Source organism: Micromonospora sp. NPDC049559, assembly GCF_040676675.1.
Lineage (GTDB): Bacteria > Actinomycetota > Actinomycetes > Mycobacteriales > Micromonosporaceae > JBFAPK01.
The window spans coordinates 54,853-75,930 of sequence record NZ_JBFAPK010000025.1; the positions used below are offsets into that span (position 1 = coordinate 54,853).

At 73.6% G+C, this 21,078-nt stretch carries 22 protein-coding genes; 12 read left to right on the forward strand and 10 right to left on the reverse strand.

Annotated elements, in window-relative coordinates:
* Positions 1-183 precede the first annotated feature (183 nt).
* Both AB0J86_RS24600 and AB0J86_RS24605 read left to right on the forward strand, forming a co-directional pair.
* Positions 184-1,218 (forward strand): SIS domain-containing protein, encoded by a 1,035-nt coding sequence (locus AB0J86_RS24600; protein WP_363860014.1) that lies wholly within the window; start codon positions 184-186, stop codon positions 1,216-1,218.
* Between the two features lie 24 nt (positions 1,219-1,242).
* On the forward strand, positions 1,243-2,760 hold the full coding sequence (locus AB0J86_RS24605) for a histidine kinase N-terminal domain-containing protein (RefSeq protein ID WP_363859952.1): 1,518 nt from the start codon (positions 1,243-1,245) through the stop codon (positions 2,758-2,760).
* A 141-nt stretch (positions 2,761-2,901) separates the two neighbouring features.
* Here AB0J86_RS24605 and AB0J86_RS24610 read toward each other — a convergent pair whose 3' ends face one another.
* Positions 2,902-4,626, reverse strand: a complete 1,725-nt coding sequence (locus AB0J86_RS24610) for a glycosyltransferase family 39 protein (RefSeq protein WP_363859953.1) — start codon at positions 4,624-4,626, stop codon at positions 2,902-2,904.
* A 437-nt stretch (positions 4,627-5,063) separates the two neighbouring features.
* Here AB0J86_RS24610 and AB0J86_RS24615 point away from each other — a divergent pair, with 437 nt between their 5' ends.
* The 4 genes from AB0J86_RS24615 (at position 5,064) to AB0J86_RS24630 (ending at position 8,672) form a co-directional block, all read left to right on the forward strand.
* A complete protein-coding gene (locus AB0J86_RS24615) occupies positions 5,064-6,788 on the forward strand; it encodes a nitrite/sulfite reductase (protein ID WP_363859954.1) in 1,725 nt (574 codons plus the stop codon).
* The gene (locus tag AB0J86_RS24620) at positions 6,785-6,943 is read left to right on the forward strand and encodes a hypothetical protein (protein ID WP_363859955.1); all 159 of its coding nucleotides are present in this window, start codon (positions 6,785-6,787) and stop codon (positions 6,941-6,943) included. Before AB0J86_RS24615 ends, AB0J86_RS24620 begins: the two co-directional genes overlap by 4 nt.
* Complete coding sequence (locus AB0J86_RS24625; protein WP_363859956.1) at positions 6,940-7,767, forward strand: phosphoadenylyl-sulfate reductase; 828 nt, start codon at positions 6,940-6,942, stop codon at positions 7,765-7,767. Before AB0J86_RS24620 ends, AB0J86_RS24625 begins: the two co-directional genes overlap by 4 nt.
* 68 nt (positions 7,768-7,835) lie before the next feature.
* On the forward strand, positions 7,836-8,672 hold the full coding sequence (locus AB0J86_RS24630) for a CbiX/SirB N-terminal domain-containing protein (protein WP_363860015.1): 837 nt from the start codon (positions 7,836-7,838) through the stop codon (positions 8,670-8,672).
* Between the two features lie 133 nt (positions 8,673-8,805).
* On the opposite strand, the gene AB0J86_RS24635 is transcribed toward AB0J86_RS24630, so the two are convergent.
* Positions 8,806-9,063 (reverse strand): WhiB family transcriptional regulator, encoded by a 258-nt coding sequence (locus AB0J86_RS24635; RefSeq protein WP_363859957.1) that lies wholly within the window; start codon positions 9,061-9,063, stop codon positions 8,806-8,808.
* A 424-nt stretch (positions 9,064-9,487) separates the two neighbouring features.
* A complete protein-coding gene (locus AB0J86_RS24640; RefSeq protein ID WP_363859958.1) occupies positions 9,488-10,438 on the reverse strand; it encodes a diacylglycerol kinase family protein in 951 nt (316 codons plus the stop codon).
* Between AB0J86_RS24640 and AB0J86_RS24645 the strand changes: the two genes are divergently transcribed.
* A complete protein-coding gene (locus AB0J86_RS24645) occupies positions 10,437-10,871 on the forward strand; it encodes a hypothetical protein (RefSeq protein ID WP_363859959.1) in 435 nt (144 codons plus the stop codon). The two genes, AB0J86_RS24640 and AB0J86_RS24645, sit on opposite strands and share 2 nt — an antisense overlap.
* A 210-nt stretch (positions 10,872-11,081) precedes the next feature.
* Here the strand turns inward: AB0J86_RS24645 and AB0J86_RS24650 are convergent, their stop codons facing one another.
* The 3 genes from AB0J86_RS24650 to sodN all read right to left on the reverse strand — a co-directional run bounded on the left by AB0J86_RS24650 (position 11,082) and on the right by sodN (position 12,491).
* Positions 11,082-11,489: an anti-sigma regulatory factor gene (locus tag AB0J86_RS24650; RefSeq protein ID WP_363859960.1), complete on the reverse strand. Its 408-nt coding sequence runs from the start codon at positions 11,487-11,489 to the stop codon at positions 11,082-11,084.
* A gap of 43 nt (positions 11,490-11,532) precedes the next feature.
* On the reverse strand, positions 11,533-11,985 hold the full coding sequence (locus AB0J86_RS24655) for a GNAT family N-acetyltransferase (RefSeq protein WP_363860016.1): 453 nt from the start codon (positions 11,983-11,985) through the stop codon (positions 11,533-11,535).
* A gap of 98 nt (positions 11,986-12,083) precedes the next feature.
* The gene (sodN, locus tag AB0J86_RS24660; protein ID WP_363859961.1) at positions 12,084-12,491 is read right to left on the reverse strand and encodes a superoxide dismutase, Ni; all 408 of its coding nucleotides are present in this window, start codon (positions 12,489-12,491) and stop codon (positions 12,084-12,086) included.
* 80 nt (positions 12,492-12,571) lie between these two features.
* On the opposite strand from sodN, the gene AB0J86_RS24665 reads away from it, so the two are divergent.
* From AB0J86_RS24665 to AB0J86_RS24680, 4 genes are all read left to right on the forward strand, one after another.
* Positions 12,572-12,946 (forward strand): S24/S26 family peptidase, encoded by a 375-nt coding sequence (locus AB0J86_RS24665; RefSeq protein ID WP_363859962.1) that lies wholly within the window; start codon positions 12,572-12,574, stop codon positions 12,944-12,946.
* Between the two features lie 145 nt (positions 12,947-13,091).
* Entirely contained in the window at positions 13,092-14,264 is a 1,173-nt protein-coding gene (locus AB0J86_RS24670; RefSeq protein WP_363859963.1) for an NADP-dependent malic enzyme, read from the forward strand.
* Between the two features lie 47 nt (positions 14,265-14,311).
* Positions 14,312-15,265, forward strand: a complete 954-nt coding sequence (locus AB0J86_RS24675; protein ID WP_363859964.1) for a zinc-binding dehydrogenase — start codon at positions 14,312-14,314, stop codon at positions 15,263-15,265.
* Positions 15,266-15,674: 409 nt separating this feature from the next.
* Entirely contained in the window at positions 15,675-16,943 is a 1,269-nt protein-coding gene (locus tag AB0J86_RS24680; protein WP_363859965.1) for a right-handed parallel beta-helix repeat-containing protein, read from the forward strand.
* 160 nt (positions 16,944-17,103) lie between these two features.
* Here AB0J86_RS24680 and AB0J86_RS24685 read toward each other — a convergent pair whose 3' ends face one another.
* A complete protein-coding gene (locus AB0J86_RS24685) occupies positions 17,104-18,123 on the reverse strand; it encodes a chlorophyllase (RefSeq protein WP_363859966.1) in 1,020 nt (339 codons plus the stop codon).
* Between the two features lie 72 nt (positions 18,124-18,195).
* Complete coding sequence (locus AB0J86_RS24690) at positions 18,196-19,212, reverse strand: alpha/beta hydrolase (RefSeq protein ID WP_363859967.1); 1,017 nt, start codon at positions 19,210-19,212, stop codon at positions 18,196-18,198.
* Positions 19,213-19,429: 217 nt separating this feature from the next.
* Here AB0J86_RS24690 and AB0J86_RS24695 point away from each other — a divergent pair, with 217 nt between their 5' ends.
* Positions 19,430-19,603, forward strand: a complete 174-nt coding sequence (locus AB0J86_RS24695) for a hypothetical protein (RefSeq protein WP_363859968.1) — start codon at positions 19,430-19,432, stop codon at positions 19,601-19,603.
* Between the two features lie 4 nt (positions 19,604-19,607).
* Here the strand turns inward: AB0J86_RS24695 and AB0J86_RS24700 are convergent, their stop codons facing one another.
* Both AB0J86_RS24700 and AB0J86_RS24705 read right to left on the reverse strand, forming a co-directional pair.
* Positions 19,608-20,726: an acetate kinase gene (locus AB0J86_RS24700; RefSeq protein WP_363859969.1), complete on the reverse strand. Its 1,119-nt coding sequence runs from the start codon at positions 20,724-20,726 to the stop codon at positions 19,608-19,610.
* 147 nt (positions 20,727-20,873) lie between these two features.
* On the reverse strand, positions 20,874-21,053 hold the full coding sequence (locus tag AB0J86_RS24705) for a DUF6104 family protein (protein ID WP_363859970.1): 180 nt from the start codon (positions 21,051-21,053) through the stop codon (positions 20,874-20,876).
* Between the last annotated feature and the right edge of the window lie 25 nt (positions 21,054-21,078).

Below are 21,078 nucleotides of genomic sequence, written 5' to 3' on the forward strand. Positions count from 1 at the left end.
CCGGCGTGTGGAGCCTACATCCACTCGACACCGCGTGATCCCCTGCGCGTTCTTGAGCGTTCGGTTGCCCAAGTAGCTTGAATGGTGCAAGACTGCGCATGAAACGCGCGGGAATCGCGCACGAGAATGCGGCGCGCGGAACCGCGCAGGACGGGAGGGGCAGTGACATCACCCGGGGCCGGCATGGCGGCGGACATCGCCGAGCAGCCGGCGGGCTACGCGCGGCTGCTGGAGCCGGCCAACCGCGACGCCATCGCCGCCGTCGCCGCCGAGATCGCACGTCGGCGGCCGCGGCACGTCGTCTTCACCGCCCGTGGCACCTCCGACCACGCCGCGCTCTACGGCGCGTACCTCACCGAGATCCGCCTCGGCCTGCCGGCGGGGCTCGCCTCGCCCAGCGCCGTCACCCTCTTCGGCGCCCGGCCGGACCTCTCCGGCGCGCTGGTGGTGGGGGTCAGCCAGTCCGGCGGCTCGGCCGACCTGACCGAGGTGCTGCGGGTGGCCCGGGAGACCGGCGCGCTCACCCTCGCGGTCACCAACGACCCCGCCTCGCCGCTGGCGCGCGCCGCCGAACTCTCCGTCGACATCGCCGCCGGGCACGAGCGCGCGGTCGCCGCCACCAAGACCTACACCGCCGAGCTGCTCGCGCTGCTGATGCTGGTCGAGGGCATCCGCGCCGGGGACGGCGGGCTGCCCGCCCCGGAGCGGGCCGCGCTCGACGCCCTGCCGGAGCTGGCGGAACGGACCCTGGCCGACCCGACCGCGACCGAGCTGGCCGCGCGGTACCGCTTCGCCGCCCGGCTGGTCACCACGGGCCGTGGGTACGCCTACCCGACCGCGCGGGAGACCGCGCTGAAGCTGATGGAGACCTCGTACCTGCCGGCGCTCGCCTTCTCCGGCGCCGACCTGCTGCACGGCCCGCTGGCGATGACCGACCCGGACGTGCCGGTGCTCGCCGTGCTCGGCGCCGGCCCGGGCGGCGAGTCGATGCGGGAGGTGCTGGAGCGGCTCGGCGAGCGGCGCGCCGACGTGGTCGCCATCGGTCCGGCCGACGCCGCCGGCGCCAGCGCCCGGCTGCCGGTACCGGAGGTGGACGAGCGGTACGCGCCGCTGCTGGACATCCTGCCGCTGCAGCGACTGGCGCTCGCGCTCGCGCTGGCGCGGGGCGAGGATCCCGACACGCCCAGGGGGCTGAAGAAGGTGACCGTCACGCGCTGACCCCGGCGTGGCACTCTTGCAGGCGTGTCCACGCTGCGCGATCTCGCCGAGGAACACACCGCCCTGCGCCCGGTCGACATCGACCACCTGCACCGGGTGGCGGGGGACTGGCAGCTGCTCTCCGACCTCTCCTTCGCCGACCTGCTGCTCTGGGTGCCGGTCGGCGGCGACGACGACTCCTTCCTCTGCGTGGCCCAGGTGCGCCCGACCACGGCGCCGACGGCGTACCAGGACGACCAGGTCGGCCGGATCGTCGGCGGCCCCGAGGTCGCGCACCTGGCCATCGCGTACCACCAGGGCCGGATCTGGCGGGAGGGCGACCCGGTCTGGTACGGCGACACGCCCGCCCGGCACGAGGCGATCCCGGTCCGGCTGCGCGCCGCCGGCGGCGAGACCGGTGAGGTGATCGCGGTCGTCGGCCGGGACACCAACCTCTCCACCGCCCGTACCCCCAGCCAGCTGGAGCTCAACTACCTGACCACCGCCGACGACCTGGCCCAGATGGTCGCCGACGGGACCTTCCCGCCGCCGCGGCACCGGGGCGAGACCACCTCGGCGCCCCGGGTCGGCGACGGCCTGATCCGGCTCGACGCCAACGGAAAGGTCACCTACGCCAGCCCGAACGCCCAGTCGGCGTACCGCCGGCTCGGCTTCTCCTCGCACCTTGTCGGCGAGGACCTGGCCGCGCTGAACGGCCGGCTCGCCGCGGACCCGCTGGAGGGGACCGAGGCCGCGAACCGCGTGCTCGCCGCCCTGCGCGGCGAGGCGCCGCCGCGGCGGGAGATCGACGCGCGCGGGGCGACGGTGCTGACCCGGGCGCTGCCGCTGATGCCGGCCGGGGTGCCGATCGGCGCGCTGGTGCTGGTCCGCGACATGACCGAGGTCCGCCGCCGGGACCGGGCACTGATCACCAAGGACGCGACCATCCGGGAGATCCACCACCGGGTGAAGAACAACCTTCAGACCGTCGCGGCGCTGCTGCGGCTGCAGGCCCGCCGGGTCGGCATCCCGGCCGCCCGGGCGGCGCTGGAGGAGTCGGTGCGGCGGGTCGCGTCGATCGCGCTGGTGCACGAGACCCTCTCGATGTCCAGCGACGAGGCGGTCGAGTTCGACGGGATCGTCGACCGGGTGGCCTCCGCGGCGGCCGAGGTCGGCGCGACCGAGTTCACGGTACGGATGCGTCGGGAGGGGACCTTCGGCATCCTGCCCGCCGAGATCGCCACCTCGCTCGTGATGGTCCTCAACGAGCTGCTGCTCAACGCCGTGGAGCACGGCTTCCCGGCGGAGGGGGTGCCCGAGCAGCCGGCCGAGGTGGTGGTTTCGGCCCACCGCTTCCGCAAGCAGCTGCACGTCACGGTCGCCGACAACGGCCGGGGCCTGCCCGAGGAGTTCGACGCCGAGCGGGGCGGCCGGCTCGGGTTGCAGATCGTCCGGGCGCTCGCCACCGGTGAGCTGCGCGGCACGATCGAGCTGCGCAACCGGGCCGAGGGCGGCACCGAGGCCGTCCTGGTCGTCCCGCTGGCCCCGACCAAATCCCGCTGAGCGCCGGTCGGGCCCGGCACCGGCCCGCCGAGCACCGGCGTGCCGGCCCGGACCCGGCTCCGCCGAGCACCGGCCAAGCGCCGCGGGTCAGGGGCCGCGGGTCAAGCGCCGCGGTCAGGCGCCTCGGTCAGGGGCCGCGGGTCAGGTGCCGCGTCGGGTGAGCAGGGCGAGGGTGAGGCCGGGCACGTGCCAGACCGCGTCGGTGTCGAAGCCGGCCCGCAGCGGGTCCGCCTTCGCCGCCGGCATGCCCTGCAACGGATCGCCCTTCCGGCCGGTCACCAGCACCCAGACCCGCGAGACCGGGGCGAGGCAGCTCGCCGGCTGCGGGCACTCGCTCACCCACAGGTCGGCCCGGTCCCGGCGGCCGCGGACCGCCAGCACGTCCCGGGGCGCGTGCGCCCCCAACTGGTACGCGATGCCGAGGTCCAGGAACTTCCACCCGGTACGCGGTGAGTAGACGATCCCGTCGCCCGGTTGCCGTCCCACGGCGATGATCTCGGCGGCCCCCCGGTAGTCGATCTCGGCGCTGCGGGGCCACTCGTGCGTGTGCCGGAGGCCCTGCTGCTCGGGCACGCCGACGACGCCGGCCGCCAGCACCACGACCAGTGCCAACGCCATCCGGAGCCCGGCGAGTACCGCCCCGGCGAGCAGGCAGAGGAACGGCACCGTGAAGACCAGGTACCGGGGCACCCAGAGCGGGCTGACCAGGCCCCCGACGTAGAGCAGCACCGCCGGGAGCAGGGCGCAGAGCCCGAGCGCCAGCCCGCGGCGCCCCCGGGACAGCCCACCGACCAGGGCGAGCCCCACCACCAGCCCGCCGACGGTGCTGCCCTGGAGGACTCCGCCGGGCAGCACCGGGATGTCGCCCAGCCGGGACGGGTCCACCCAGTCGAGCTGGCGGCCCTGCTGGCCGCGCCCGACCAGGGCCAGCGGGGTGAGCAGCAGCAGGGTCGGTACCAGCACCACCAGCCAGCGCAGCAGCGGCCGCCAGGGCCCGCCGTCGCCGCCCCGGCTCCCGCCGCCGGTCGGGGCGGTACGGGGCCGGCGGGCGAGCAGGATCAGCGCCGCGTGCCCGGCGAGCAGGCTCAGCGCGATCAGGTGGGACAGCCCGAGGCCGAGCACCGCGGCGGCGTACCCGATCCAGCGCCACCAGCCCGGCCGGCGTACCGCCCCCACCAGCGCGAGCGTGGCGAGCACCGCGAAGAGGCCGGCGAAGGCGTACGGGCGGGCCTCCTGGGCGTACCGGGAGGTGCTCGGCACCACCGCGAAGAGGAGCCCGCCGACGAGTCCGGCACGCGCGCCGAGCAGCCGTTCGCCGAGCAGCGCCAGCAGTGCGGCGGCGCCCGCCGTGGCGAGGACGGAGGGCAGTCGCAGGCTCAGCACGGAGTCGCCGAAGAGTCGGATCCAGCCGTGCATCAGCAGGTAGTAGGGGCCGGTCACCGCGTCGATGTGGCCGAGGACCCGGACCAGGTCACCGGTGGGGCGGGTGGCGACGCTCCAGGTGGCCAGCTCGTCGCGCCAGAGCTGGGCGCGGTTGGCCTCGAAGAGGGTGACCGCCAGGGTGGCCAGCGCGGGCCAGACCCAGAGCGTGTGGCGCAGGCTGTCCGGCAGTCCCGGCTCCGGTCGGTCCGGTCGGGGCGTACCGGTCGGCGGGGCGAGCGGCGCCGGCCGGGTCGCCGGCTGGTCGGGCCCGGGCCTTTGCCCACGCCCGGACGGACTCTGCGTCGTCGTCGACGGCGGCGCCGCGGCGGGTCCGGTCGGTGCCGGCGGCGACGTGGCGGACCGGCCCATCCCCGGTCGGGCCGTGGCCTCCGGTTCCCCGGCGCCGTACCGGGCGGGTGTGGACCGTCGATGTGAATCGCTCAAGACCGGTTGCCTCATCGCTCTCTGACCCCGCTGATCACCAAAAGTAGCCGTTTGGTAGCTGTGGGTCAGATTTTAGGTGTCCTGTCCGCTTTCCGTGGCCGGTCGGCCGGGGTACCGGTGGCGGCCCGTCCGTGGTGCGGGACGAGTGACGTTGCCATTGGCCGGGCGTAACCGCGTATGGCAGCATGGACGGCATGCCCGCCGCCGAGCGCCGCGTCGTCACCCCGGGACTCACGTCCCGGCGGCACGTCGACTACGGCCGCGTGCGCAGCGCCATCTGTCCGACGCACTGACGTCGTCCGACCATCCGTTCGGGCGCGCGCCGCGCCGGTAGCTCCCGACATCGTTGTCGCTCCAGCCCTCGCGTCTCGGCTGGCCGGCGCCCTCTTCGCGCGTTGACCGGGCGGCCCGCCCAGCAGACAACGGAGGACGCCGCGATGGCGGTCAGCAGCACCCCCACCCGGACCGGCGAGTCGACACCCAGCGCGGAGCCGAGGCCCGCCCGCGCGCCCCGCCGCCCGCGGGGCGAGGGGCAGTGGGCGCTCGGGCACCGCGAGCCGCTCAACCCGAACGAGCGGACCAAGAAGGACGACAACCCGCTCAACGTACGGGCCCGGATCGAGAACATCTACGCCCACCGCGGCTTCGCCTCCATCGACCCCGCCGACCTGCGCGGGCGGTTCCGCTGGTGGGGGCTCTACACCCAGCGCAAGGCCGGCATCGACGGCGGGCGTACGGCGGTCCTGGAGCCGCACGAGCTCGAAGACGAGTACTTCATGCTGCGGGTACGCATCGACGGCGGGCAGCTCAACCTGGAGCAGCTGCGTACCGTCGCCGGCATCTCGCAGCGGTACGCCCGGGGCACCGCCGACGTCACCGACCGGCAGAACATCCAGCTGCACTGGGTACGGATCGAGGACGTGCCCGCGATCTGGCGCGAGCTGGAGTCGGTCGGCCTGCAGACCACCGAGGCGTGCGGCGACTGCCCGCGGGTGGTGCTCGGCAGCCCGGTCGCCGGGGTCGCCGAGGCGGAGCGGATCGACCCGACGCCGGCGATCGACGAGATCGTCCAGCGGTACGTCGGCGACCCGGCCTTCGCCAACCTGCCACGCAAGTTCAAGTCGTCGGTCTCCTGGCTGGCGGACATGCCGTACGAGGTGAACGACATCTCCTTCCTCGGCGTGGAGCACCCCGAGTACGGCCCCGGCTTCGACCTCTGGGTCGGTGGCGGCCTCAGCACCAACCCGATGCTCGCCCAGCGGCTGGGGGTCTGGGTGCCGCTGGCGGAGATCCCCGACGTCTGGGCCGGGGTCGTGTCGATCTTCCGGGACTACGGCTACCGCCGGCTGCGCCACCGCGCCCGCCTCAAGTTCCTGGTCGCCGACTGGGGGGTGGCGAAGTTCCGCGAGGTGCTGGAGAAGGAGTACCTCGGTCGGACCCTGCTCGACGGGCCGGCGCCGCGGCTGCCGGAGAAGCCGATCGACCACATCGGCGTCCACCCGCAGCGCGACGGGCTCCGCTACGTCGGCGTCGCCCCGGTCGTCGGGCGCGTCTCCGGGGACCAGCTCCAGGCGCTCGCCGACGTCGTCGCCGCGCACGGCAGCGACCGGGTGCGGCTCACCCCGTACCAGAAGCTGCTGGTGCTGGACGTCGCGCCGGAGCGGGTCGACTCGCTGGTCGGGGCGCTGCGCCGGATCGGCCTGGAGGCCGAGCCGTCGGCCTGGCGGCGGGGCACGATGGCCTGCACCGGGCTGGAGTACTGCAAGCTCGCCATCGTCGAGACCAAGGCCCGGGGCGAGGAGCTGGTGGCCCGCCTGGAGGAGCGGTTGCGCGGCTTCGACGCCGACATCTCCATCCACCTCAACGGCTGCCCGAACGCCTGCGCCCGCACCCAGACCGCGGACATCGGCCTCAAGGGACAGCTGGTGCTGGGGCCGGACGGGCGCCAGGTCGAGGGCTTCCAGGTGCACCTCGGCGGTGGGCTGGGCATGGCCGAGGGGCAGACCGCCGGATTCGGCCGCAAGCTGCGCGGGCTCAAGACCACCGCGGCGGAGCTGCCCGAGTACGTCGAGCGACTGGCCCGCCGCTACCTGGCCGGTCGCGCCGAGGGCGAGTCGTTCACCCAGTGGGTCGTCCGGGTCGACGAGGAGGAGTTGCGATGAGTGATCAGCGTGCCGCGCCCCTGTACTGCCCGTACTGCGGCGAGGAGGACCTGCGGCCGAACGAGGAGTCGCACGGCGCCTGGGAGTGCCACGGCTGTGCCCGCGTCTTCACGGTGAAGTTCACCGGGCTGCTCGCCTCGGCGGTGCGGCCGTGAGCCCGGTCTCGGCCGCCGGGCTCGGCCTGATCACGCTCGGGCCGGCGGGGACACCGGCGACGGCCCGGTCCTTCGAGGACGGTTCGGCCTCCGCGCCGAGGGGCGGCACTCCGGATCGGACGGACGCCGGCCGGCGCGGCCCGGACGAGCTGCGGGCGCTGGCCGAGGAGGCGGGCCGGGAACTGGAGGGCGCCCCGGCGGAGGAGATCGCGGGCTGGGCGGCGCGTACCTTCGGGGAGCGCTTCTGCGTGACCAGCTCGATGGCGGACGCCGTCCTGGCCCACCTGGTGTCCCGGGTGGCGCCCGGCGTGGACGTGGTCTTCCTCGACACCGGACTGCACTTCCCCGAGACGCTCCAGGTCCGCGACACGGTGGCCCGTACGCTGCCGGTCCGGGTCCGCTCCATCCGACCCCGGCTCACCGTGGGTCAGCAGGACGGCGAGTACGGTCCCCGCCTCTTCTCCCGGGCGCCGGACGAGTGCTGCGCCCTGCGCAAGGTCGAACCGCTGGAGCGGGCGCTCGCCGACTACGACGCGTGGGCGGCGGGGCTGCGCCGGGACGAGTCCCCGACCCGGGCGAACACGCCGGTGGTGGCCTTCGACGAGCGGCGGGGCAAGGTCAAGGTCAACCCGATCGCGGCGTGGACCGAGGCCGACGTGGACGGCTACATCGCCCGCTGGAACGTGCCGGTGAACGAGCTGTTCCGGCAGGGCTACACCTCGATCGGCTGCTGGCCCTGCACCCGGCGTACCAAGGCCGGGGAGGACCCGCGGGCCGGTCGCTGGGCGATGTTCGACAAGACCGAGTGCGGCCTGCACGTATGAGCACCGGGCCGGTGGCCCCGACGAGCACCGGGCCGGTGGCCCCGACGACCGCCCGTCCGGCGGGGCCGATCGTGCTCGTGGCCCACGGTAGCCGGGATCCCCGGGCCGCCTCGGCGACCCGGGCCCTGGTCCGGGCCGTGCAGGCCGAGCGCCCGGACGCGCAGGTACGCGCGAGCTTCCTCGACCACACCCGGCCGGGGCCCGGTCAGGTGCTGCGCGCTCTGGAGGCGGCCGGGCACCGGGGCGCGGCCGTGGTGCCGCTGCTGCTCACGGCCGCGTACCACGGCCGGGTGGACATCCCCGGCGCGATCACCGCGGCCCGGGTGGCCGGGTTGCGCATGCCGGTGGCGGTCACCGACGTGCTCGGGCCGGTGGGCGGCGTGGTGGACGAGCTGCTGCTGGCCGGGCTGCGCCGACGGTTGGCCGAGACGGGCGCGGTGCCGGCCGAGACGGGCGCGGTGCCGGCCGAGACGGGCGCGGTGCCCGTCGACCGGGGCGCCGCGTCGACCGGGGTAGGGTCGGCGCCCGGTCCGGTCGCCCCGGCGGCGGACGGGATCGTGCTGGCCGCCGCCGGCACCCGGGACGAGGCCGCCCGCCGTACCGTCGACGAGGCGGCGCGGGCGCTGGGTGAGCTGCTGGACGTGCCGTGCCTGGCGGCGTACGCCTCGGCCGCGCCGCCGACCGCCGGGGCCGCGGTGGCCGAGCTGCGGGAGCGGGGGGCTCGGCGGGTGGCGGTGGCCGCCTATTTCCTGGCGCCGGGCCGGCTCTACGAGACGGCCTGTGCCTCCGCCCGCGCCGAGGGGGTGGTGGCGGTGGCGGCCCCGTTGGGAGCGGCCCCGGAACTGGCCCGGCTGGTGCTCGCCCGGGTGGCGGCGGAACCGGCGGCCCGGTACACCCGGACCTGAGATCACGGCCGGTTCGCACCCGGCGCCCCGGATCGGGGCGGCAGTACGCCCGGGTGTACGGTCGGTCACCGTGCAAACAGAACGCCCTGGGGGAGTGGGGTTCCCCCAGGGCGTCAGTGCTTGTGGTGGTTGGTCAGGCGGTGTGAGCGCGCAGCACCCGAAGGCCGCCGCGGCGCTTGACGGCGCGGCGCTCCTCCTCGCTCATCCCGCCCCAGACGCCAGCGTCCTGACCTGACTCGAGCGCCCACTGCAGGCACTCATCGGTCACGGAGCAGCGCCGGCAGACGGCCTTGGCCTGCTCGACCTGCAGGAGAGCCGGGCCAGACGTCCCGATCGGGAAGAACAGCTCCGGGTCCTCGTCGCGGCAGGCAGCATGGTGACGCCAGTCCATGGCGGCAACACTCCTCATTCTGGGTGGGTGGCAGTTATTGCTGGATCTTTCCTATATGCATCCGCGTGCCATTCGCGACGGTGTGCATCCATCCGTTTGGCAGCGCGTGAGCAGGCTGTTGGGCCCGTGGGAAACCGCGCCGGACCGCTCGTTTAAACAAGCCCGTCCAGGCGATGCCCCGGTGACTCAAGTTCGCTTGTGAATACTTTCACGAACTCCCGTGATGTCAAGGGTAACGCTCGGAAAAAGTCTGAGCGGGTGAGCAAGCTCACGACCCCTTTGTCCGGATTTTGGCGCTTGCCGCCACCCGGTGTGCCACAGCCAATAGTCAATATAGTACAGTCCGCGCGACATTGCAGGCATTTCAGGCACCTGTCCTCGTTCGGCCCGGTTCGACTGGCTTCGCGATCCTGGTACCCCAGGGTCAGCAGATTACTCTTAGTGCTGCCCGGACGCAGGTGAATCTAACTTTTTCTCGCTCCCCGAGATAGTCCCCATCTAGCTGGAACGCCTGGGGACGGGCCGAGACCAGGGTGAACTCATCAAGATCGTGTAGTCGCAGGACCTGTGGTCCGTTCGGCTCCGCGTTTCGCGACAGGATCTGGGTCACTGTCCGTGCAGTGCTCGGGACCCTTAGTTGACGGAAGGCCATCACGTCAAGTCCGAGATCGAACGAGGCTTGGGGGTTGGGGTTGATCTCCCGGTCGCCGAGATAGGTCCACGGAGCCGTGTTCTGAATGATTACGGTCGCCAGCGCACCCTCTGTCCGTTCTCCCGGACGCTCCAGTGCTATCGCCGGATGCCGCCGATCGGAGGCGAGGAAGTACTGGCCCAATGTCGCCCGCAGATATAGCGCCGGTGTTGATTTCCGGCCCCGGTGGCGCGCCTTCTCGACGCGGTGCACCACCGCGGCGTCCAGTCCGAATCCCGCGCAGAAGGTGAAGTAGCGGTCGTCGGCCCGGCCGAGCCCGATCGTGCGGTGGCGGCCCTCGCGCAACGCCTCCAGGATCACGCTCGTGCTCTCCGGCCACTCGCGCGGCAGCCCCAGGGCGCGGGCGAAGACGTTCGTCGACCCGCCCGGTACGACGGCCAGGGCGGGCAGCCGATCGGCCGGGGGAGGGGACTCGACCGCGCCCGGGACCTCGCCGGCGAGCAGGCCGTTGACGACCTCGTTGACCGTCCCGTCGCCACCCAGCGTCACCACCAGGTCGACCCCGTCGGCGGCCGCCGCCGCGGCGAGCGCCATCGCGTGTCCGCGCCGCCGCGTGTACGCCACGGTGAGGTCGACCTCGCTGCGCAACGCCCGGACGAGAACGTCCCGGCTGCGCTCACTGGTGGTGGTCGCCTTCGGGTTGACGACCAGGACGGCCCGCATGGGCGGCACTGTACCGCGACCCGCCCCGGGTATCGTTCCGTCCGTGACCACCGACTCCACCGCCGCGCCGGGGCCCCTGCGCTGGGCGGTCTGGCTGCTGCGGGGCGAAGCGGTCGCGCTCGGACTGCTCGCCGCCTTCCTCGTCTACCAGGACGTGACCGCCACCGCGACGGACCTGGCGTCCGCACTCTTCGTGACCGGGTTCGCGGTCGGTGGGGCCGTCGTGCTCTGGCTGCTCGGCGCGGCCCTGTCGCGGCGCCGCTCCGGCGCCCGCGCCCCGGCGATCGTGCTCCAGCTCATGCTGCTGCCGGTGGGCTACTACATGGTGCAGGGCGGTCTCGGCTGGCTCGGGATCCCGCTGATCGCGCTGGGGCTGCTGGTCGCCGGGCTGCTGGTCAGCCCGCCCACCACCCGCGCCCTCGGCGTCGGCTGAGACCCACCCTCGGCGTCGGCTGACGCCCGCCCGCGCTCTCGGCGGACGCGCGCCCCGACATCCCGCGCTCTCGGCTGACGCCCGCCCCGACGTCCCGCGCTCCGGCTGACGCGCGCCCCGACATCCCGCGCTCTCGGCTGACGCCCGCCCGGCGGCCGGGCGGAGAGCCGTGTGCCGCCGGCCGGGGAGCGGTGTGCGGGCCGCCCCGGGTCAGTGCGCGCCGGCGCGCCGGGTGAGCAGGGTGATCGACGCCCGGCCCGGCCCGGCCTCGGCCGAGGCGGCGGTGGTCAACGCGGTCAGCACCTTCCAGGCGAAGGACGACTCGGCCGGCAGCCGCGCGCCGCGTACCGTCGCCACCGTGACCTCCACGGCGAGCGCGTCCTCGGTGACCGTGAACCGGCAGGCGAGTTCCGCGTCCGGGGCGGCGACGGCGAGCAGCATGGCGCAGGCCTCGTCGACGGCGATGCGCAGGTCCTCGATCTCGTCGAGGGCGAACTGGAGGCGGGCCGCGAGTCCGGCGGTCGCGGTACGCAGCACGCCGAGGTAACCCCCGTCGGCCGGTACCGAGAGCAGCACGACGTCGTCGTCGATCGTCGGTTCGGTAGTCAGTTGGCTCACCGCGGCCCACCCCCGATGTCGGACTCTAGACCTGGCCTGGACTCTAATCCTGGCCGGAACCGGCCCCGGGAGCCCGGGCGGCGAGTTCGCGCAGGGCGGCACCGGTCAGACGGAACGGTACCCACCCGGTGTTCTCCACCGCGCCGACGGCGCGATAGAAGCTCCCCGCCGGATTCCAGTCGATCATGCTCCACTCGAGCCGCGCGTAGCCGCGCTCGACGCAGATCGCGGCCAGCGTGGCGAGCAGGGCGCGCCCGGCGCCGGTGCCCCGTGCGGTCGGGCGGACGTAGAGGTCTTCGAGGTAGACGCCGTGCACCCCGTGCCAGGTGGAGAAGTTCAGGAACCACAGGGCGATGCCGTACGGCCGGTCGTCGGCGTCCACCGCGACGTGCCCGTACAGCGCCGGTCGCGGGTCGAACAGCGCCGCCGTCAACTGCTCGGCGGTGAGGTGGCACTCCTCGGGAGCGCGTTCGTACTCCGCCAGCTCGTGCACCATCGCGACGATGGCCGGCACGTCCGCGGGACGCGCCGGCCGCACGACCGGTGCCGGGCCGGCGTCCCGTACGGACGTCGGCCCGGAGGGTGTCGCGAGGCTCACGCCTGCTTGGTCTCCCAGAAGATCTTGGAAATCTCCTCGATCTTCTGCAGCAGCTCGTCCGCCTTCGCCGGGTCGGTCGAGGCCTTCGCGCCGCCGCCACCGCCGGCGAGCTTGGTCGCCTCGTTGAAGAGCTGGTGCAGGTTCGGGTACTTCTCGAAGTGCGGCGGCTTGAAGTAGTCGGTCCAGAGCACCCACAGGTGGTGCTTGACCAGCTCGGCCCGCTGCTCCTTGATGATCAGAGCACGGGTGCGGAACTCCGGGTCGGTGTTCGCCTGGTACTTCTCACAGATGGCCTTGATCGACTCGGCCTCGATCCGGGCCTGGGCCGGGTCGTACACGCCGCACGGCAGGTCACAGTGCGCGTGCACGACGGTCTGTGGAGTGAGAATGCGCGGAAGTCGCATCAGGATCCTCCAGAAGCGTTTGCGATGATCCGAGCCGACACTACCCGAGGCATGTCCCCGTTGTGGCGGAGGTGAAACCTGTGACCACCGACGGCGGCACCGCTCGGGCCGGGACGCGCGGTCCGCTCTTCGCCGTACTCGTCAGCGGGCCGTCGATGTCGCCCACCCTGCGGGCGGGCGACGCGCTGCTGGTGCGGCGCGGCGGGCGCGCCATCCGGCCCGGGGACGTGGTGGTGGCCACCTTCCGGACCCGTCCCGAACTGCTGGTCGTCAAGCGCGCGGTCCGGCCCGAGGCGGGCGGTTGGTGGGTACGCGGGGACAACGACCTCGTCACCGACGACTCGCGCGCCTACGGGGTCGCCGACGTGCTCGGCCGGGTGGTGCTGCGCTACTGGCCCCGCCCCGGCCGGCTGCCCCGTCCGCCGGGGACCGACCCCCGTTACTCGCCGGTATGACCCTGCTCACAGGTGCCCCCGGCGGGCGCCACTATGCTCGGCGGCAGATACCCGGGTGACCCCCGGAACGCACCGCCGGTCATCGCTGACCTCGCGCCGAGCCGGCCGGTCCATCCGCTCGACGCCTTCTGGGAGTCAGTCACCAATGTCATCGTCCACCGTGGATCCCACGGATCCGGTCTTCGCCCTGCACCGCGCCGGCAAGCTGGCGGTCGCCTCGACCGTGCCGCTGGCCAGTCGCGAGGACCTCTCGCTCGCGTACACGCCCGGCGTCGCCCGGGTCTGCGAGGCGATCGCCGCGGAGCCGGCCCTCGCCGCCGACTACACCTGGGTCTCGCACACCGTCGCGGTGGTGACCGACGGCTCGGCCGTACTGGGCCTCGGCAACATCGGCCCGCGGGCCGCGATGCCGGTGATGGAGGGCAAGGCGGTGCTCTTCAAGCAGTTCGGCGGCGTCGACGCGGTGCCGATCTGCCTGGACACGCAGGACGTGGACGAGATCGTCGCCACGGTCACCGCGCTGGCGCCCTCCTTCGGCGGGATCAACCTGGAGGACATCAGCGCCCCGCGCTGCTTCGAGATCGAGCGCCGGCTCGACGAGGCGCTGCCGATCCCGGTCTTCCACGACGACCAGCACGGTACGGCGATCGTGGTGCTGGCCGCGCTGCGCAACGCCGCCACCCTGCTCAACCGCAAGCTCGGCGACCTGCGGGTGGTGGTGAGCGGGGCCGGCGCCGCCGGGGTCGCGGTCACCCGGATGCTGGTGGCAGGCGGGGTCAACCCGGCCGAGGTGCTGGTCTGCGACTCCCGGGGCATCCTGCACCGGGGGCGGGCCGACCTCACCCCGGTGAAGGCCGAGCTGGCCGCGCTCACCAACGGCGCCGGCCGTACCGGCGACATCGCCGCGGCGCTGCGCGGCGCGGACGTGCTGGTCGGCGTCTCCGGCGGCCAGATCCCGGAGAGCGCGCTCGCCGGCATGGCACCCGGTGGAGCGATCTTCGCGCTCGCCAACCCCACGCCCGAGGTGCACCCGGACGTGGCCGCCCGGTACGCCGCCGTCGTCGCGACCGGCCGCAGCGACTTCCCGAACCAGATCAACAACGTGCTCGCCTTCCCCGGGGTCTTCCGGGGTGCCCTCGACGCCCGCGCCGACCGGATCACCGAGGCCATGAAGGTCGCCGCGGCCGAGGCGATCGCCGCGCTCGCCGCCGAGCCGGACGGCGTACCGGCGCCGCTGCGGGCGGACTGGATCATGCCGTCCCCGCTCGACCCGAGGGTCGCGCCGGCGGTGGCGAAGGCGGTCGCGGCGGCCGGCTGAACGGGCCGGCACTGGCCGGGGTGGGACGTCTTCAGTAGGTTCGGCGCATGCATGCCGCCTACGTCCCGATGTTCGACGCCGACAACCCGCTCGCCGCGCTCTCGGTCGGCGAGCGGCCGGAGCCGGCCCACCCCGAGCCCGACTGGGTGACGGTCGAGGTCCGGGCGAGTTCGCTGAACCACCACGACCTCTGGTCGCTGCGCGGCGTCGGGCTCTCCGCCGAGCGCCTGCCGATGATCCTCGGTTGCGACGCCGCCGGGGTGGACCCGGACGGCAACGAGGTGGTCGTCTACCCGGTCGTGCCCGACCCGGGCGACCCGCGCGGCCTGTCGATCCTCTCCGAGAACCACCCCGGCACGCTCGCCGAGCGGGTCGCCGTACCGCGCGCCAACCTGGTACCGAAGCCGGCCGCGATCTCCTTCACGGACGCGGCCTGCCTGCCGACCGCCTGGCTGACGGCCTGGCGGATGCTGACCACCCGGGGCCGCCTCGACGAGGCCGAGGCGGTACTGGTCCAGGGCGCCGGCGGGGGCGTGGCCACGGCGGCCGTGGCGCTCGCCGTCGCGGCCGGCAAGCGGGTCTACGTGACCAGCCGGGACGCCGCCAAGCGGGAGCGGGTGGCCGAACTCGGCGCCACCGCGCTGGCCAGCGGGGCGCGGTTGCCCGAGCGGGTCGACGTGGTGATCGAGACCGTCGGCGCGGCGACCTTCGAGCACTCGATGAAGTCGGCGGCACCGGGCGCGCGGATCGTGGTGTCGGGGGCGACCGCCGGCCACGAGCCGAAGGTGAACCTCCGCCGGGTCTTCGCCCTGCAGTTGGAGATACTCGGTACCTCGATGGGTACCCCCGCCGAGCTGGCCGACCTGCTCGCCTTCTGCCAGGAGCGCGGGGTACGGCCCGTGGTCGACACGGTGTACGGCTTCTCCGAGGTGGTGACCGCGTTCGACCGGCTCGCGTCGGGCGAGGCGTTCGGCAAGATCGTGCTGGACCACTCGCGCTGACCCGCGACCCAGCCTCGTCGATCTAGGGCAAATCCTCGTTAGCTGATCTCCGATCACCACGATTTGCCCTAGATCGACGAACGCGGGAACACGCCGGTTCGTATTCTGAAAATCAGGACTTTCGCGCCTCGGCGTGGCGGGTTTTCCCGGCGCGGCGTGACGGTCGGATAAGTCCTCGCAAAAGCTCGCCTCAGGAAAACTAAAGACTCGCCGCCACGGCCTCTTCGGCGGTTGATCCCGATCAATTGCAATGCCGGGTACAGTCGGCCCCGTTCTGCTGCTGACCGTAAATTCGGCACCTGCGTGGAAGGATCAAAACTTGAGGCTCTCGGCGGCATACAAAGGTATTCGGCGGGCACCCCGGTCCGCCCGGCGCGGCGGCCGGGGCTGGCGCCCCAGGCGCTCGCTGGTGCTCGGTCTGGTCGTGCTCACCACCGGTACGATCGGGGTGGGCGCGGCGCTGGCGGACTCCCCGGGCAGCTCCGCGCCGCCCAGTGGATCGATGACGGTCACCACCGCAGGCGCCGTCGTCGCCGACCGCGTCATCCATGGCTACCTGCACATCAGGGCCGACAATGTCATCGTCAGAAATGTCACCGTACGCTATGGCGGCAGCCACGCCGTCCGCGTATTCGACGGCTTCACGGGGATCGTGATCGAGGACAGTCGGATTTACTGCGAGGGTGACCGGACCAATGGTGTGGTCTTCGGAAATTATCTTGCCCGGCGCGTGACGGTCGTCGGTTGTCGAAAGGCTTTCATGTACGGCGAGTCGGCGCCGGCGGAAATCGTCGACTCGACCTGGAACGGCGAGCCCGTGGCCGTGGTGGAGGTCGGACTGGGGGCCGGACCCTCCCGGAGCGGTACCGCCACCCTGCCCGCGCGCGGACCGACGCCGGGCGCCACCGCCACGGCCCGGGAGGGTGCGGCGGCGACCGCGGGCGCGGGTCATCCCGGCCCGGACGACACCGGGGTCCCGGCGGGTACGACGCTGAAGCGCTCCGGCTCGTTGACCCTCACCCGGGACGGGCAGGTGGTCAGCGGACTGGACATCGTCGGCTGCGTCACGGTGACGGCCCGCGACGTCGTGATCCAGCGGTCGCGGATCACCTGCGGCGGACCGTACTCGATCAAGACCTTCGGGTCGGAGAACCTGCTCGTCCAGGACGTGGAGATCGACGGCATGGGACGCAACGGGGCGGCGGTCTGCTGCGACGGCTACACGCTGCGCCGGGTGGAGATCCGCAACGTCATCGACGGGCCCCGGCTCTCCGACAACACCGTCGTCGAGGACTCCTGGATCCACCACCTGGTCCGGGTCGGGGACTCGCACAACGACGCGTTGCAGACCACCGGCGCGTCCAACATCGTGGTCCGGGGCAACACGCTGGAGGCGTACAACCCGGACATCGACGACCCGCTCAACGCCTGCCTGATGCTCGGCTCCACCACCGGCCCGGTCGTGTCGAACCTGGTCTTCGAGGAGAACTACTGCAACGGCGGCAACTACTCGATCGGGATCCGGACGGACCTCAGGGCGGTGAACGTCAAGATTCAGAACAACGTCTTCGGCCGGGACTGCCGCTTCGGCATCGTGGCCCGACCGGCCCACCCGGGCATCCTCTGGCACCAGTCGACCAACGTCTGGGCGGACAACCGCAAGCCGGTCGTCCGGTAGCCGGCGTCCGGTACCCCCGGCCCCGCCGTCTCGGTGGCGGGAGCCGGTACCGGTGGGGTCCTCCGGTGCGGCCCCGGATTCACCCCACCCCGACGGGCCCGCGCGACCGGCGCGGGCCCGTTCCGGTGCACCGCGCCGCGCTTGGGACGGGTACGGCCGCTCAGAGCCGGTCGTCGAGCGCGGCGAGGCCACCCCGAGCCGCCGTGGCCGGCAGCCGGCGTCGACCGGCCGGGTCGCCGTAGAGCGACCAGCGGAGGAAGTCGAGCGTGGTCGCCGCGATCACGTCGAAGGCGGCGTCCCCGTCGCGCAGCGAGCCGCCGTGGTCACCCTTGGGCAGGCTGAGCATCGCCTTCGGCCAGGGCACCTGGTCGTAAACGGCCCTGCCCGAGGCGTACGAGACCACCTCGTCGAGTTGACCGTGGACGAAGAGCTGCGGGGCGGCCGGGCCGGTGAAGGTGGTACCGACCCCGAGGGCGCTGCCGGCGAGCACCACGCCCGCGTCGAGCCGCGCGTCCCGGGCCACCGTGAAGAGCCCGATCGTGGTGATGCCGCCGGCCGAGTGGCCGGCCGCGCCGACCCGTTCCGGATCGAGGTGGCCGCGCAGCGGATCACCGGAGCGGGCGTCGAGCGCGAGCACCTGGGTCAGCGCGTACGACGCGTCGGCCGGCTGGTTGATCACGTCGAGGGCGTCGGCGGTCGAGGCGTTCCGGCGGCTGGTCCGCGGGTAGGCCGGCGCGGCGACCACGAAGCCGCCCGCCGCCCAGCCGGTGAGCAGTGCCTCGTAGTCGGCGGGGCGCCCGGTCAGGCCGTGGCTGAAGAGCACCAGTGGGAAACGGCCCGCCGCGACCGCCGCCCCTCGCTCCGGTTCGCCACCCGCCGATCCCCGGGCCGGGTACCAGACGGTCACCGGCAGCGGCCGGTCGCCCCGGTGGAGCCGCAGCTCCCGTACGCCGACCGCGAAGGGCCGGTCCGGCGCGGTCCCGGGGGCGACCGAGGTGTGCGGCAGATCCGTCGCGCCGGCGCGCGGTGTCGGGGCGGTGGCCGTACCCGAGGGGCCCGGCCGCGACGCCGAACCGGCCGGCCGCTCCGGCGGGGAGGAGCAGGCGCCGAGCGAGGCGGCGCCGAGGAGCGCGGCCACGCCGGCGGCGAGCGCCCGCCTCGGGCCGCGGTAGCGGTACATGAGCTGAATTCTGCCCCGCCGGGCGAGGTACGCGCCAAACGGCGCCGGAGCCGGTCCGGCCCGCCTCGGCCGTCAGAGCTGGGTGACCAGCTCGGTGAGGCCGGGGCAGCGGGCGTCGTCGGGGATACGTTCGTGCGCGGCGGTGTCGCCGTACAGCTGCCAGCGCAGGAAGTCCGTGGTGGTGCGCAGCACCTGCTCGAAGCCGGCCCGGCCGGGGCTGAGGTACTCCCCGTGGCCCTGCCGGGCCAGCGTCAGGAACGCCTTCGGCCAGTTCAGCTGGTCGTACGCGGCGCGGGCCCGGGACCTCGGCACGGTCTGGTCGGCGCTGCCGTGTACGAAGAGCATCGTGGCCGGCGGACCGGCGAAGGCGCCCTTCATGCCGGCGCCCGCGATGATGATGCCGGCCCGCAGGCGCTCCGAGTGACCGGCGCTGAAGAGGCCGGCCGTGGTGTAGCCCCCGGCGGAATGACCGGCCGCGCCGACGTGGGTGGCGTCGAGGTGCCCCGCGAAGGCATCCCCCGGTACGGCGTTGAGGCGTAGCAGGTACTGGATGACCCGCCACGCGTCTCCCGGCTGGTTGGCGATGTCCGCCCGGCTGAAGTGCTTCGTCCGCCGGTTCGTGTGCGGGTACGTGGGCGCCGCGACCACGAACCCGGCCGCGGCCCAGCGGCTGGTCAGCGGCGCGTGCAGCTCGGGCAGGCTGTAGAGCCCGTGACTGTAGAGCACCACCGGGAAGCGTCCCGGCGCCATCGCCGCGTCCCGCTTCGGCTGTGGCGCCGGCGCCACCCCGACGGTCGACGCGCCGCCGGTCGGTGCCGGGCAGGTGGGCGCCCGGCCGGGGGCGGCGGTCGAGGCCGCGGCGGCCGGGAGCACGGGCTCCCCGTCGGCGGGGTACCAGACGGTGACGCTGAGCGGGCGAGCGGTGCCGCGGCCGAGGGTGAACGTACGCACGCCGACCGCGTACGACCCCTCGGGCGCCGACCTGGCGCTCTGCGCCAGCGCGGGTGCGGTGACCGCCCGCCCGCAGTCCGTGAGCGCGAGCGGCAGGAGCAGGGTGATCAGTCCGGCGATCAGCCGCGGAGCACTCACGAGACGACAGTACGGCGCGTTGTCATCCGGCGGACCCAACCTTTGGTCTTCCTCTTCGGGGCCGGGCGGCTGGTGTTATGCGCACCGGGCCGGGACGGGGCGGCTCGGGCCACCGGGCCGGGACGGGGCGGCTCGGGCCACCGGGCCGGGACGGGGCGGGCGCTGCGGCGCGGGTAGGGCCACCGCCACCGTGCTGCCGTTCGATATGGTCTTCGGCATGGCTGACGAGTACGTGGACCCGAGCGGCAACACCCAGGCGTTCCGCGCCTTCGCGAACACCCCGGAGCGGGCCGAGCAGGCGGAGCCGTCCTCGAAGCTGCCGCTGATCATCGGTGTCGTGGTGGCGGCGGTCGTGGTGATCGCCCTGGTGGCCTGGCTCGCGCTCGGCTGAGCCCTTATCCGGCCGAGCCGGCGGTGACGGCCCGCGTCTCCCGGGCGATCTCCAACTCCTCGTCGGTCGCCACGACGCAGACCGCCACCGCGGCGTCCGGCGGGGAGATCACCCGATCGCCGCCGGCCGCGTTGCGGCTCTCGTCCACGGCGATACCGAGCCGTTCCAGCCCGGCCAGCGCCGCCGCGCGTACGGGCGCCGCGTGCTCGCCGACGCCGGCCGTGAAGGTGACCGCGTCGAGCCGGCCGAGCAGCGCGTAGTAGGCGCCGACGTACGCGGTGATCCGCCGGCAGTAGACGTCGAAGGCGAGCGAGGCGGCCGCGTCCCCGTCGGCCCGGCGGCGCAGCACCTCGCGCATGTCGCTGGCGCCGCAAAGCCCCGACAGCCCGCTCTGCTCGTTGAGCAGCCGGTCGACCTCGTCGGTGCCGAACCCGGCGGTCCGCTGCAGGTGCAGCACCACCGTCGGGTCGAGATCGCCGCCGCGGGTGCCCATCACCAGCCCCGCCAGCGGCGACATCCCCATCGAGGTGGCGACGCTGCGACCGCCCGCCACCGCGCAGGCGCTCGCCCCGTTGCCGAGGTGCAGGGTGATCGTGTTGGTCTCCGCGTACGCCCGGCCGAGCAGTTCGGCGGTGCGGCGGGAGACGTACGCGTGCGAGGTGCCGTGGAAGCCGTACCGCCTGATGCCGTGCGCCGCGGCCACCCCGGCGTCGATCGCGTAGCTGGCCTCGGCCGGGGGCAGCGTCGCGTGGAACGCGGTGTCGAAGACGGCGACCTGCGGTACGCCCGGCAGCATCCGGCGGGCGAGCGAGATGCCGGTGAGGTTGGCCCGGTTGTGCAGTGGCGCGAGCGGGACCAGGGCGGCTATCCCCTCGATCACCTCGTCGTCGATCAGCGTCGGTGCGGTGAACCGCTCCCCGCCGTGCACCACCCGGTGCCCCACGGCGGTCAGCCCGGCGCGGTCGAGGGCCGAGAAGACCTGGTGCAGCGCGTGCTCGTGGTCGGGCGGCCCGCCCGGCTCGCCGACCCGCTCGACCACGCCGTGCGCCGTCTCGCGCTCCCCGTCGTAGAGGCGGTACTTCGCCGAGGAGGAGCCGCAGTTGAGCACCAGGACCCGGGTCAACACCCCTCCTCCGCACCGCTCGTCGCCGCCGTGGAAGTCAACGTACCTCCGGGCGCCGGTACCGTACGAGCCGTCGCCGGAGTCCACCCGGCCGCGCCCGCGCGCCCCGGCCGGCGGATGCGGGCCTGACTGGCGGATGCGGGACGGCTAGAGGTCGTCCTCGTCGTCCAGCCGGGCGAGCCAGGTGGCGAAGCGCTCGACCGGGGTTTCGAACTCCGGGTTCAGGTCCACGAAGTCGCGCAGCCGCTCGCCGAGCCACTCCAGGGTGACCGTCTCCTCGCCACGCCGGGTGACGAGCTCCTCGATGCCGCGATCGGTGAAGTACAACGTCTTCCTCCAGTGCCGGACAGGG